The 12,701-nt window shown below is 39.5% G+C and carries 10 protein-coding genes; all 10 read left to right on the top strand.

Going from position 1 to position 12,701, the window contains the following annotated elements:
- The first annotated feature begins 76 nt into the window (after nt 1-76).
- The gene (locus RR45_RS03450) at nt 77-697 is read left to right on the top strand and encodes a C40 family peptidase (protein ID WP_031365935.1); all 621 of its coding nucleotides are present in this window, start codon (nt 77-79) and stop codon (nt 695-697) included.
- A gap of 144 nt (nt 698-841) precedes the next feature.
- A complete protein-coding gene (locus RR45_RS03455) occupies nt 842-1,801 on the top strand; it encodes a Gfo/Idh/MocA family protein (protein WP_031365934.1) in 960 nt (319 codons plus the stop codon).
- 84 nt (nt 1,802-1,885) lie between these two features.
- Nucleotides 1,886-2,857, top strand: coding sequence for a competence protein CoiA (locus RR45_RS03460; RefSeq protein WP_031365933.1), 972 nt, complete (start codon nt 1,886-1,888; stop codon nt 2,855-2,857).
- A gap of 215 nt (nt 2,858-3,072) precedes the next feature.
- Nucleotides 3,073-4,464, top strand: coding sequence for an amino acid permease (locus RR45_RS03465; RefSeq protein ID WP_031365932.1), 1,392 nt, complete (start codon nt 3,073-3,075; stop codon nt 4,462-4,464).
- A complete protein-coding gene (gene mmuM, locus RR45_RS03470) occupies nt 4,442-5,359 on the top strand; it encodes a homocysteine S-methyltransferase (RefSeq protein WP_031365931.1) in 918 nt (305 codons plus the stop codon). Before RR45_RS03465 ends, mmuM begins: the two co-directional genes overlap by 23 nt.
- A 148-nt stretch (nt 5,360-5,507) precedes the next feature.
- The gene (pepF, locus tag RR45_RS03475; protein ID WP_031365930.1) at nt 5,508-7,304 is read left to right on the top strand and encodes an oligoendopeptidase F; all 1,797 of its coding nucleotides are present in this window, start codon (nt 5,508-5,510) and stop codon (nt 7,302-7,304) included.
- The gene (locus tag RR45_RS03480) at nt 7,297-8,001 is read left to right on the top strand and encodes an O-methyltransferase (protein ID WP_031365929.1); all 705 of its coding nucleotides are present in this window, start codon (nt 7,297-7,299) and stop codon (nt 7,999-8,001) included. Before pepF ends, RR45_RS03480 begins: the two co-directional genes overlap by 8 nt.
- Before the next feature lie 104 nt (nt 8,002-8,105).
- Nucleotides 8,106-9,023 (top strand): peptidylprolyl isomerase PrsA, encoded by a 918-nt coding sequence (locus RR45_RS03485; RefSeq protein WP_167362586.1) that lies wholly within the window; start codon nt 8,106-8,108, stop codon nt 9,021-9,023.
- 233 nt (nt 9,024-9,256) lie between these two features.
- Nucleotides 9,257-9,757 carry an LURP-one-related/scramblase family protein gene (locus RR45_RS03490; RefSeq protein ID WP_031365927.1) on the top strand — a complete coding sequence of 167 codons (501 nt, stop codon included), beginning with the start codon at nt 9,257-9,259 and terminating at the stop codon, nt 9,755-9,757.
- Nucleotides 9,758-9,782: 25 nt separating this feature from the next.
- On the top strand, nt 9,783-12,398 hold the full coding sequence (alaS, locus tag RR45_RS03495; protein WP_031365926.1) for an alanine--tRNA ligase: 2,616 nt from the start codon (nt 9,783-9,785) through the stop codon (nt 12,396-12,398).
- The last annotated feature ends 303 nt before the right edge of the window (nt 12,399-12,701 follow it).

The raw sequence follows: 12,701 nt of genomic DNA on the forward strand, positions 1-12,701 counted from the left end.
ATGACAATTTGACAAGTCGGTTAAGAGATGATGAAAAACGCCTTTTGGGGCGTTTTTTTATGGTACAATGCTACTTATGTTAAAAAAAAGAAATAACAAAATTAAATTTATCGTAGCAACTTTTATACTTATATCAACCGGATTCAGTGTCTCTACTAAAGCAGAAGAGATAACAAAACCACATTTAAAAATCCAAGATGAGGTAATAAATCATCGCACAGGACTTAATCTAGACTATTTTACAGGACTTGTTCGTGATACAGTTAAGTCTGTTGAACAAGAACAGGCAACTGTTCAAAAGCAAGTTCACGAAACTGAAAAAGCAGCTGTTCCACCATCACCACCAGTTAAAACACGAGAAGAAAAATTAATAGAAACAGCGAATCGTTATCAGGGTGTCCCTTATGTTTATGGCGGCACGACGCCTGATGGCTTTGACTGTTCTGGTTTTACATCGTATGTCTATCGGGAGGCACTGGGGCAAGAAATCGGTCGCACGACTTGGGCTCAAATGTCTGCTGGTCAGCAAGTTTCGGTTGAAGAGGCCAAAGTCGGCGATGTTCTCGTATTTTTCGGTGGTAACCATGTAGGTATCTATCTGGGGAATGGTCAGTTTATCCATGCGCCACAACCGGGGGATGTTGTAAGTGTTTCGCCACTTTCAACGATGCCAGCAGATTTTGCCCTGCATCTTTGAGACTATCATTGAGACTTTACTTTTTTAAAAGTCAATGGCGCATCTGCTAGAGCAGGTGCTTTTGATGTTATATCAAATAAAATTTTTCAAAAAATTGTAACTTTTTATTATAATGTTTACGTTTTTTTATGATACAATAAAATCATGAAAAAAGTAAAATATGGTATCGTATCTACAGCACAAGTTGTACCTAGATTTATAGAAGGTGTTCGTTTAACAGATAACGGCGAAGTTGCTGCGATTTCAAGTCGTAGTCTTGAAACAGCGCAAGCATTTGCGACGGCATATAACATCCCGAAAGCCTATGGTAGTCACGCTGAACTTTATGCAGATTCAGAGCTGGATGTTATCTATATTGCGACTTATAATAAAGGACATTTTCCAGAAGCCAAGCAAGCCTTGTTGGCAGGCAAAAATGTCTTGCTAGAAAAACCGTTTACGTTGACTTTAGCTGAGGCAGAAGAACTTTTTGAGCTAGCGCGTGAGAAAAATTTATTTTTAATGGAGGCACAAAAATCAGTCTTTTTACCTGTCACACAGCTCGTCAAAGAAGTCATACAATCAAATGAAATCGGTGATATTTTATCAGTTGATAGTGTAACGGCCTATGCTAGTATTGACCACATCAGTTGGTTCAATGACCTTAAAGCTGGTGGAGGTACAGTTCATTTCATGTTGCCTTATGCGATAAGTTATTTGCAATATATTTTCGATGCCCAAATCACAGATTTTTCAGGCATTGCCGATATGGTAAATGGTGAATCAGACACACAAGCCAAAGTCTTGTTAAAACTTGACAACGGCGTTCTAGTAAACATCTTTTTGACGACTAAAGTAGCCTTGGATAAAGTCATGACGATTCAGGGAACAAAAGGAAGACTCATTATTCCGGAATTTTGGCGTGCTAAAACAGCAACCGTTAGATTTGCGGATGGTGGTATCAAACGGCAACTTAATGCTGATTTTGAAAGTGATTTTGTCTATGAAGTTCAGCATGTGAATGAGCTCATCCTTTCAGGGGAACTTCTTAGTTCTAAAATGACAGCAGACATGACCTTGACTGGTGTGAAGATTATGGATAGTCTCTATCAATCTTGGCAGTGAGACAACATGACCTCGACACAATTATGTTTAAAGATCTGTGAGCACTCACAGATCTTTTTCGTATAAGTATAGTAAGAGGTGAGTATGTTAGTCGCACTAAACGAAACAGAAAAAGTCGTTAATTTATTAGAACTCAGCACAACAGATTTAGCAGACCTAGCAAAACAATTTTTGCGTTGTCCTGCCTGTAAAAGTCAGGTACGTTTCAAAAATGGTCGCATTAAAATACCTCATTTTGCTCATGTGAGTTTGGCAACTTGTCAGTATTATTCAGAAAATGAAAGTCTGCAACACCTAACCCTGAAAAAACGTTTATATCACTGGTTTAAGCAGACCGAACAAGTTGAAATTGAACATTTTTTACCAGAATTACAGCAAACACCTGACTTGCTGGTCAATAAAACTCTTGCGATTGAAATTCAATGTAGTCACTTATCTATTCAACGGTTACGCGAGCGGACAGAAATGTATCGGGCACATGGTTATACTGTCCTCTGGCTCATGGGGAAAGATTTATGGCTAGATGAGAATGTGACGGAACTCAAGCGACAATTACTCTATCTAACGCAAAATGCTGGTTTTTATTATTGGGAGTTGGACTTGCAGCGTGAGAAGCTGCGCCTAAAATATTTATGCCATGAAGACTTGACAGGACGTTTGCATCATTTGCAACGTGAATTTGACTTTGATTCAGGAAGATTACTTCAAATGCTTCGAACACCATTTGCGTCAACATCAGAAAAAATGACAGTCCAGTTATCACAAGATATTCGAACATTTATTACACGGCAATTGTATTATCAGAGTCCCAAGTGGTTAAAAATTCAGGAAAAGTATTACCAGAATGGTCAAAATTTAATGACAGTCAAAGATTTCCCGATTAAGGTTTATCCGATTGGCTTAAATGTCTTAACTCGCCAATTCGATGGCGTTATCAAGCCTGAGTTTTGTCAAGTGACAAATGATGTTAGTGTTTATTACAACCATTTCATAGCTTATCAGCAGGATGAAACGGTCTATCCGCCTGGATTTTATGCTAAAGTTGCGAAAGAATGAGAGACGTGAAGTGAGGGTTAGAGGGTTTTGAGTTTGTAAAAGGTAAAGGCCGTTATAGTTTTTTGATAAGGCGAGCAGGTATTGTTTGATGTTATACTAGGAAAATGCAATGCTTGTCATGAGTGGACGAATCAGATTACTTTTAATTTGCATCATGATAAAGTGTTATTTAATAAACTTAGCGTGGCTATCAAACAAAAAAGGAGACCTCATTAATGAAGAACGAAAACCATTTTATGAGAAAAATGAGTAGCAAGCATTTGGTGACACTTTCATTAGGTGGAGTCATTGGCACTGGGATTTTTCTGAGTTCTGGCTATTTAATTCAGGAAGCAGGTGCAATTGGCACGATTATTGCTTATATGGTGGGTGGCGCTCTTGCGACGCTTGTCATGATGTGCTTAGGTGAGCTATCTGTACAGCATCCTGATACATCTTCACTGCATATGTATGCATCAAAGTATATTCATCCTAGCATTGGTTTTACCGTAGCTTGGTTATATTGGTTGACTTGGACGGTGGCATTAGGATCGCAATTTATCACCATGGGGATTACGCTGCAAAAATGGTTTCCACAGATTCCAATTTGGATTTGGTGTGCAATTTTTTCTGGTATAATTTTGCTATTAAATGTTTTAGATGTCAAGATTTTCTCTGTCAGTGAGTTTTGGTTATCCTTAATTAAAGTTGCCGCACTTGGTATATTTGTCATTCTAGGTATAACAGCTATTACAGGTATACTACCTGTTCATGCGAGCAGTGCCCCTCTATTTCACAATTTAACAACTAATGGTCTGTTTCCGCATGGCTTTGGCGCTGTTTTTATTGTGTTATTATCTGCAAATTTTGCCTTTAGTGGGACTGAGTTGATAGGGGTTGCTGCTGGTGAGACTAGCGATCCTGAGAAAAACATTCCCAAAGCCATTAAAAGAACTTTATTTTTATTAGTGACCTTATTCATCGGGACAATTGTTGTCATTGGTGCCTTGATTCCAGCTAACTCGAAGGCCCTGACTGAAAGTCCTTTTGTTATCATCTTACAAAACTTAGGGATTCCTTTTGCTAGTGATATTATGAATTTTATTATTTTCATTGCCATTCTTTCAGGTGCTAATTCTGGGCTCTATGCTGCCAGCCGGATGCTTTGGTCACTCGCAGAAGATGGTACCTTACCCAAAACATTTTCCCGGCTGTCTAAGCACGGCCTACCAGTCAATGGACTTATCCTAACACTTGCGGGTGGTTTACTGTCTTTATTCTCAAGTATTTACGCTGAGGATACAGTTTATTTAGCTCTTGTATCTATATCTGGTTTTGCTGTGGTAGCCGTATGGTTGTCCATTGGTGTCAGTCAATTGCGTTTTAGACAAGTATTTGTTAAGCAACATCAATTGACTGAACTTAAATATCGGACACCAGGTTATCCGCTTGTCCCTTGGTTGGTGATTATACTATGCTCTATTTCATTGATTGGTATTTATTTTGACCCCAATCAACGGATTGCCTTATATTTTGGCATCCCTTTTACAGTTTTAACAACTCTCGTTTATCAATTATTTTATCGGAAACAAAAAAGGAGTAGCTATGACATTTCAACAGTGGATTAATGAACAAGATATCGTTATTCTTGATGGTTCCATGTCTCGTCTACTTGAAGAACAAGGACTTGAGATAAACCACCGCTTGTGGACTGCTTTGGCTCTAGTTGAACAACCAGAGGCTATCTACCAAGTCCACAAGCAATATTTTGATGCAGGCGCTAATGTTGCTATTACTGCCAGCTATCAGGCAACTGTGAAAAGTTTTGAAGATGTCGGTTATTCAGAAAAACAGGCGATTGCCTACATTGAACGAAGTGTTACCTTGGCTAAAAAAGCCAAGCAAGATTCGAAAGGCGGGCAAGCTAAATGGATTGCGGGCTCTATCGGTCCCTATGGTGCTTACCTATCTGATGGGTCGGAGTATACAGGTGCTTATCAAATCTCAGACTATGAGTTGAAAGACTTTCATGAGGAGAGAATTAAGGCCTTAATCGCTTCTGGAGTGGATGTTCTAGCTATTGAGACTATTCCGAGACTGGACGAGTTGCGCGTGATTTTAAACATCATTGCGGTTATTAACTTTCCTGTTTGGGTGAGCATCTCCTTAAAAGACACCGCGCATTTGGCAAATGGTGATAGCTTGGCGGATTTTCAGCAGCTTGTTGAGCAAGATCAGAATGTCATTGCCTATGGGATTAATTGCGTCAGCCCTCAGCTAGTGGCACCAGTCATTGAAAATTTGTCTGTGGCAGCGACTAAACCACTAGTCGCCTACCCAAATTCAGGTGCCATCTTTGATGCTGTTACTAAAACTTGGTCAGAAGAAATTAGTGTTGAACAGGTCTTCTCCACAGACGCTAGGTGCTGGCACCAAAAGGGTGCTAAGTTAATTGGTGGTTGCTGTTGTTCGACAGAACATGACATTGCGAGATTAGCAAGAACATTTGATCAAGCCAAATAATATGAACTCACAGTGTCCAATTGGGCGCTGTTTTTTGTTAGCGCACTAAAAAAAGCTGTGACGGTGAATCTCATACTATTTTATGATAAAATAGTATGGAATATGCGTCTGATATGAGGTCGCTAGATAAGACAAGATAGGAGTTAAAATGGTAAAAAAACGTGAGGCAATCGCAGAAAACTATAAATGGGATTTGACCACAATTTTCGCGACAGATGAGGCTTTTGAGTTGGAACTCGCAGATGCTTCAACTGCACTAGATGATGCTAGGGCATTAGCGGGGACTTTGACAGATTCTGCTGAAAATTTATTAGCAGTCACTGAAACAGAATTGGCGCTCATGCAACGGGTAGAAAAGCTTTATGTCTATGCATCAATGAAGAATGACCAAGATACAATGGTTAGCCTTTATCAAGAATATCAAGCTAAAGTGACGGCACTATATGCTAAATTCAATGAAGTTTTTGCCTTTTATGAACCTGAATTCATGACTTTGTCGCAGGAAACATTTGCCCAGTTTGTTATTGACCAACCTAAATTACAGACCTATGGTCATTTTTTTGAGCAGTTATTTGACAGAAAAGCACATGTTTTGTCAAGTGCGGAAGAGGCTTTGTTGGCAGGAGCATCAGAGATTTTTGGGGCGGGGGCTGAGACTTTTGAAATCTTAGATAATGCGGATATTGTTTTTCCAACGATTACAGATATGCAAGGTCAGGAAGTTCAGCTATCACACGGTAACTACATTTCATTTATGGAATCATCGAACCGTGACGTTAGAAAAGCAGCCTACCAAGCGCTTTATAGCATTTACGAACAATATCAGCATACCTATGCTAAGACTTTACAAACTAATGTTAAAGTCCATAATTTTACGGCGAAAACGCGTCATTATCAATCAGCGCGTGAGGCGGCACTGTCGAGCAATCATATCCCGGAATCAGTTTATGATACCTTAGTTCAAGCAGTCAATGAACATCTACCTTTACTTCATCGTTATATTAACCTGCGTGCTGATATCCTTAAAATTGATGACCTTAAAATGTATGATGTCTACGCACCCTTGTCAACGACAAATTATAAATTTACCTATGAAGAAGCAGTTGTTAAAACTCAGGAAACGCTTGCGATTTTTGGAACAGATTATTTGGAAAAGGTTAAACGCAGCTTTAAAGAAAATTGGATTGATGTCCAAGAGAATAAAGGTAAACGCTCGGGGGCATATTCTGGCGGTTCATACGACACCAATCCCTTCATGCTACTTAATTGGCAAGATACACTAGATAATCTTTTTACCTTGGTGCATGAGATGGGTCACAGCATGCACAGTAGCTTTACCCGTGAAAGTCAACCCTATGTCTACGGTGATTATAGCATTTTTCTTGCTGAAATTGCGTCGACAACTAATGAAAACATCCTCACAGAAACTTTGCTCAATGACGTTGAAGATGAAGAGACGCGTTTCGCGGTGCTCAACCACTTTTTGGATGGTTTTAGAGGCACTGTCTTTAGACAAACGCAGTTCGCTGAGTTCGAGCATGCCATTCATGAGGCGGATGCTGCGGGAACGGTCTTAACCAGCGAGTTCTTGAATCAACTGTATGCTGAATTGAACGAAAAATATTATGGTTTAGTAGCAAGTAACAATCCAGAAATTCAGTATGAGTGGGCAAGAATTCCGCATTTCTATTATAATTACTATGTTTTCCAATATGCGACAGGCTTTGCAGCTGCGTCTGCTTTAGCAGATAAAATCGTGAATGGTACTGAGCAAGATAAGACAGACTATTTAAATTACTTGCGTGCGGGTTCATCAGACTATCCGCTAGATGTCATCGCAAAAGCAGGTGTTGATATGACGTCATCTGATTATCTTAATGCTGCCTTTGCAGTTTTTGAAAAACGATTGACAGAGTTAGAAGTATTGGTGGCGAAACATGGTTAAGAGTTACAACGAATATTCCAATCATAATATGCGCAGACCTATCGTCAAGCCTGAAATTGTTGCCTTGATGCGAGGGGAGCAAAAAGCTTTGACAGGCTTTTTAGCAGATGTTGAGGCTTTTGCGCACGCTGAAAATATTCCTGTTATTCCGCATGAAACGGTGGTTTACTTTCAATTTTTGTTACAGACGCTGCAACCGAAAAAAATCCTAGAAATTGGGACAGCGATTGGATTTTCTGCACTGTTAATGGCGCAAGCATCACCTGATGCTTCTATTACGACCATTGAGCGCAATCCTGAGATGGCAACTCTGGCACGAGAAAACTTAGCTAAATATGATTTGGCTCAGCAAATTGAGGTAATTGAGGGCGATGCGATTGATGTGTTGACGAATTTGCCAGGTGGTTATGATTTTGCTTTTATGGACTCGGCTAAGTCGAAATATATTGTTTTCTTACCTGAGATTTTGAACCGCTTGTCTGTCGGTGGTATTGTCGTGATTGATGATGTTTTTCAAGGTGGTGATGTGGCAAAGCCTATTGAAGAGGTCAAGCGTAATCAGCGCGGGATCTATCGTGGGCTGCATCGGCTATTTGATGCGACCTTGACACATCCAGATTTGACAGCTACTCTTGTGCCATTAGGTGATGGCCTATTGATGATTCGAAAGCATGCTGAAAAGATCAATTTAGTTTAATTTAAGGTTTCTATCAGAAATTGTGGTATAATGATGGAGGTTGTTAAGGTTTGATCCTTAACAAAATGAAACAGTATCACCAGGATATGAAAGGTAAAATTATTTTGAATTTAAAGAAAATTGGTTTGATCGCTGTAACAGGAGTTGCTGCTGTGACACTTGCAGCTTGTGGTCAAGATGGTGCAAATTCTGATATCGTAACGATGAAAGGTGACACGATTCGTGTGTCTGACCTTTATAAAGAGGCAAAACAATATCCATCGACCGGCACAGCAACTTTGTTGCAAAACATGACATTTAACAAAATTTTTGAAAAAGAATTTGGTAAGAAAGTCTCTGAAAAAGATGTGAACAAAGAGTTTGATACTCAAAAAACATCACTTGGTTCAAATTTTGCAAGTGCTTTACAACAAGCTGGTTATACGGAAGCGTCTTATAAAGATTCTATCCGCTCACAACTTTTGTTAAAAGAAGTCGTCACAAGCAAAATTAAGTTCACAGATGCTGAATACAAGGCAGCATTTGAAACGTATCATCCAACCGTTGAAACTTACATTTTACCAGAAACGACAGAAGATGCTGCTAAAAAATTAGTTGAAGATGCTAAAAATGATGCAGGTGCATTTGATAAGTCTGCGAAAGAGAAGAAAGCTGAGATGAAATTTGATTCATCTAATGCGCAAATTCCAGAAGAAGTTAAAACTGCAGCATTCAAGTTAAAAGATGGCGAAGTATCTGCAGAACCAATCTCTGTTACGAATGCCCAAACAGGTACAAAGTCTTTTTATGTTGTTAAAATGATTAAAAACGCTGATAAAGGGACTGACTGGAAAAAATATAAGAAAGAACTCAAACAAATCATCACAACAAATAAGCAAAACGACGCAACATTTGTTAATGGTATCATTGCTAGTTATTTGAAAGACTATAACGTTAAGGTAAAACCAACTGAGTTTTCAAATATCTTTTCATCTTATGAGGCTGCTGTGACTGGTAGCTCATCATCTTCTAAATCAAAATAAAATAATCAAGTGATACAGAGAGACAGCGGTGGTGAGAGCTGTCATACTTGGTAAGTGCTTATTATCCTTTTGTCCGCAGGATAGAGGACAGCAGAGACTCCTGCTCTATCAAACAACTTGAGACGATACTTTATCGTGAATGAGGGTGGTACCGCGTTTAAGCGCCCCTTGCTTACGGTGGAGTATTTTCTTGATTTATTGTTAAAAAAATCACAATATTTGGGAGGTGTTGAATGTCTCAGTATCAAATCAAACAAAAATTTTGGTCGCTTGGTGGTAAATTTAAGATTAAGGATAATGCAGGTAACTTGGCTTATCATGTCCAAGGGAGCTTTATGAAAATTCCAAAACAGTTTACGATTACAAAACCTGATGGGACGCTAGTATCTCACATCAAAAAAGTGATGTTTCAAATTTTGCCAAAATTTGATGTGACCTTAGCAGATGGCTCTCGTTTCCAGATTAGGAAAGAGTTTACGATTTTTAAACCCCGTTATCGAATTGAACATTTTGGTTTGGAAATTCAAGGAAATTTCTGGGATATGGATTTTGAACTGCAACATAACGGTGTGCCAGTGGCACACATTTCGCAAGAGTGGTTTAAAATTAATTCAACTTATCATATTGATGTCTATGATGATCAGTATGCGGATGCTGTTATTTCCTTAGTTATCGCTATTGATTATGTTAAAGCACAGCAAGCTGTAGCCTCATCGGCATCTTCCAGCAATTAAAAATAGAAAGAAAATATAACCTCACATGAAAAAAATGACCTCACAAGAAGTACGTCAAATGTTCCTTGATTTCTTTAAGTCTAAAGGACATACAATTGAACCGTCTGTTAGTTTAGTACCTGTTAATGATCCAACCTTGCTTTGGATTAACTCAGGTGTTGCGACACTTAAAAAATATTTCGATGGTTCAGTCATTCCTGAAAATCCGCGTATTACCAATGCGCAAAAAGCCATTCGTACCAACGATATTGAAAATGTTGGTAAGACTGCGCGTCACCACACTATGTTTGAAATGTTAGGTAATTTCTCAATCGGTGACTATTTCCGTAAAGAGGCGATTGAATGGGGCTTTGAATTATTGACGAGTCCTGAGTGGTACGGTTTCCCAGTTGATAAACTTTACATGACTTATTATCCAGCAGACCAAGATTCTTATAACCGTTGGATTGAAGTTGGTGTATCACCTGACCACTTGATTCCAATCGAAGATAACTTCTGGGAAATTGGTGCTGGCCCAAGCGGTCCGGATACTGAGATTTTCTTCGACCGTGGTGAATACTTTGACCCTGAAAATATCGGGATTAAATTACTGGCTGAAGACATCGAAAATGATCGCTATATTGAAATATGGAATATTGTTCTGAGCCAATTTAACGCAGACCCAAGTGTGCCACGTAGCGAATACAAAGAATTACCACATAAAAATATTGATACGGGTATGGGACTTGAGCGTATGGTTGCTGTCATCCAGGGGGCGCATACTAACTTTGAAACAGATTTGTTCATGCCGATTATCCGTCAAATCGAGCAGTTGTCTGGTAAAACTTATGACCCTTACGGAAACAATATGAGCTTTAAAGTCATCGCTGACCATATTCGCTCGCTTTCATTTGCAATCGGTGATGGCGCATTACCAGGTAATGAAGGACGTGGTTATGTCTTGCGTCGTCTCCTGCGTCGTGCTGTCATGCATGGTCGCAAACTCGGCATTGCGGATACTTTCTTGTATCAACTCGTTAAAATCGTTGGTGAAATCATGCAATCTTACTATCCAGAAGTTTTGGAAAAACGCGAATTCATCGAAAAAATTGTCAAACGCGAAGAAGAAACTTTTGCGCGGACGATTGATGCGGGTAGCAAACTCTTTGACGAAGTCATCAGCAAACTTAAGGTGGCAAACAAAACAACACTTGACGGTGCTGATATTTTCAAACTTTACGATACTTATGGTTTCCCAGTTGAATTGACTGAGGAATTGGCAGAAGATGCTGGTTTTACAATTGATCATGCTGGTTTCGAAGCAGCTATGAAAGCCCAACAAGACCGTGCGCGTGCCGCAGTCGTTAAAGGTGGCTCGATGAATAAACAGTCAGAAGTTCTAACTGCCCTAGAGGATGCATCAATTTTCTCTTATACAGAAAAAAAACTTTCGTCAAGACTGACTGCCATTGTTCAAGGTGATAAGCGTGTGAAAACGGCTAAAGATACAGCTCAAGTGGTCTTTGCCGAAACACCGTTTTACGCTGAAATGGGTGGTCAAGTTGCTGACCACGGTGTGATTATGGATGCCGCAGGTGATGTGGTCGCAAACGTGACGGATGTGCAGAAAGCGCCTAACGGTCAGCCTTTGCATACGGTTGAGATTTTGACTGAACTCTTTGAAGGGGAAGTTTACAGACTTGCTATCGACCAAAAACGTCGCAACGGTGTGATTAAAAATCATACAGCTACTCACTTGCTCCATGCTGCCTTGCACAATATCTTGGGAGAGCATGCGACACAGGCTGGTTCGCTTAATGAAGTCGACTTTTTGCGATTTGACTTTACGCATTTCGCAGCAGTGACAGCTGATGAATTGGCAGAAATTGAACGTCAAGTGAATGAAGAAATCTGGAATGCCATTGATGTCTTGACCGTTGAGACGGATGTTGCAACGGCTAAAGAAATGGGTGCTATGGCGCTCTTTGGCGAAAAATATGGTAAGGTTGTCCGTGTGGTAACGATTGGTGACTATTCAGTTGAGCTTTGTGGCGGTACACACGTTGCTAACACGAGTGAGATTGGCCTATTCAAGATTGTCAAAGAAGAAGGTATTGGGTCAGGGACACGTCGTATTATTGCTGTCACTGGTCAACAAGCCTTTGAAGCTTTCAAAGCACAAGAAGCAATCCTGAAAGATGTGCAAGTTTTGGTGAAATCGCCACAGGTAAGTCAAGTCGTTGCTAAAGTTGAAAACTTGCAAGCTGAACTCAAGTTAGCTCAAAAAGAAGTTGAGAGTCTTTCAGCTAAAATCGCCTCAGCACAGTCTGATGAAATCTTCCAAAATGTTCAAACGGTTAACGGCACAAGCTTTATCGCAGCTAAAGTCACAGCAACAGACGCAGGCGCTTTGCGTAATCTAGCAGATATTTGGAAACAAAAAAATAGTTCAGATGTTTTGGTGCTTGCGGCTCAAATTGGTGAGAAAGCTAATCTTTTAGTTGCAAGCCAAGCAAGCGATATTAAAGCAGGCAATGTGGTTAAAGCACTTGCACCATTTATTGATGGCCGCGGTGGCGGTAAACCAGATATGGCAATGGCTGGTGGAACAAAACCCGCTGGTATTGCTGAGTTACTTGAAAATGTTGGGGTTAATTTGTAAGTTATTCTTATATTTTATTGGCTCGGTGAATATACAAAAAATCATCTCAATTTAAATTATGAGATGACTTTTTGTATAAAATGATCCGAGTAGCTTCGCCAAGTGCTTTAATTTTCCAACATAGTTCTCAATAATCTGAATTGAAAGATTGAAATTCTAGGGTATCTATTTTAATTGTATTTAATTTGACCTAGATGATAATTCGATTTCTGGGTGAGTCAATATTAATTTTTTTGAATAAAACATCATGATAGTTTTTTAATTGCTCAACTGGCATTGCTGCTGTAAAAGTAAAAGTCACTT

Source organism: Pseudolactococcus chungangensis CAU 28 = DSM 22330 (assembly GCF_002441885.1).
In the GTDB taxonomy this organism is placed as follows: domain Bacteria; phylum Bacillota; class Bacilli; order Lactobacillales; family Streptococcaceae; genus Pseudolactococcus; species Pseudolactococcus chungangensis.

Bases quoted from the DNA above. Each gene is read 5' to 3' on its own strand.
- RR45_RS03450 (WP_031365935.1), top strand. From the start codon at position 77: ATGTTAAAAAAAAGAAATAACAAAATTAAATTTATCGTAGCAACTTTT.
- RR45_RS03455 (WP_031365934.1), top strand. From the start codon at position 842: ATGAAAAAAGTAAAATATGGTATCGTATCTACAGCACAAGTTGTACCT.
- RR45_RS03460 (WP_031365933.1), top strand. From the start codon at position 1,886: ATGTTAGTCGCACTAAACGAAACAGAAAAAGTCGTTAATTTATTAGAA.
- RR45_RS03465 (WP_031365932.1), top strand. From the start codon at position 3,073: ATGAAGAACGAAAACCATTTTATGAGAAAAATGAGTAGCAAGCATTTG.
- mmuM (WP_031365931.1), top strand. From the start codon at position 4,442: ATGACATTTCAACAGTGGATTAATGAACAAGATATCGTTATTCTTGAT.
- pepF (WP_031365930.1), top strand. From the start codon at position 5,508: ATGGTAAAAAAACGTGAGGCAATCGCAGAAAACTATAAATGGGATTTG.
- RR45_RS03480 (WP_031365929.1), top strand. From the start codon at position 7,297: ATGGTTAAGAGTTACAACGAATATTCCAATCATAATATGCGCAGACCT.
- RR45_RS03490 (WP_031365927.1), top strand. From the start codon at position 9,257: ATGTCTCAGTATCAAATCAAACAAAAATTTTGGTCGCTTGGTGGTAAA.
- alaS (WP_031365926.1), top strand. From the start codon at position 9,783: ATGAAAAAAATGACCTCACAAGAAGTACGTCAAATGTTCCTTGATTTC.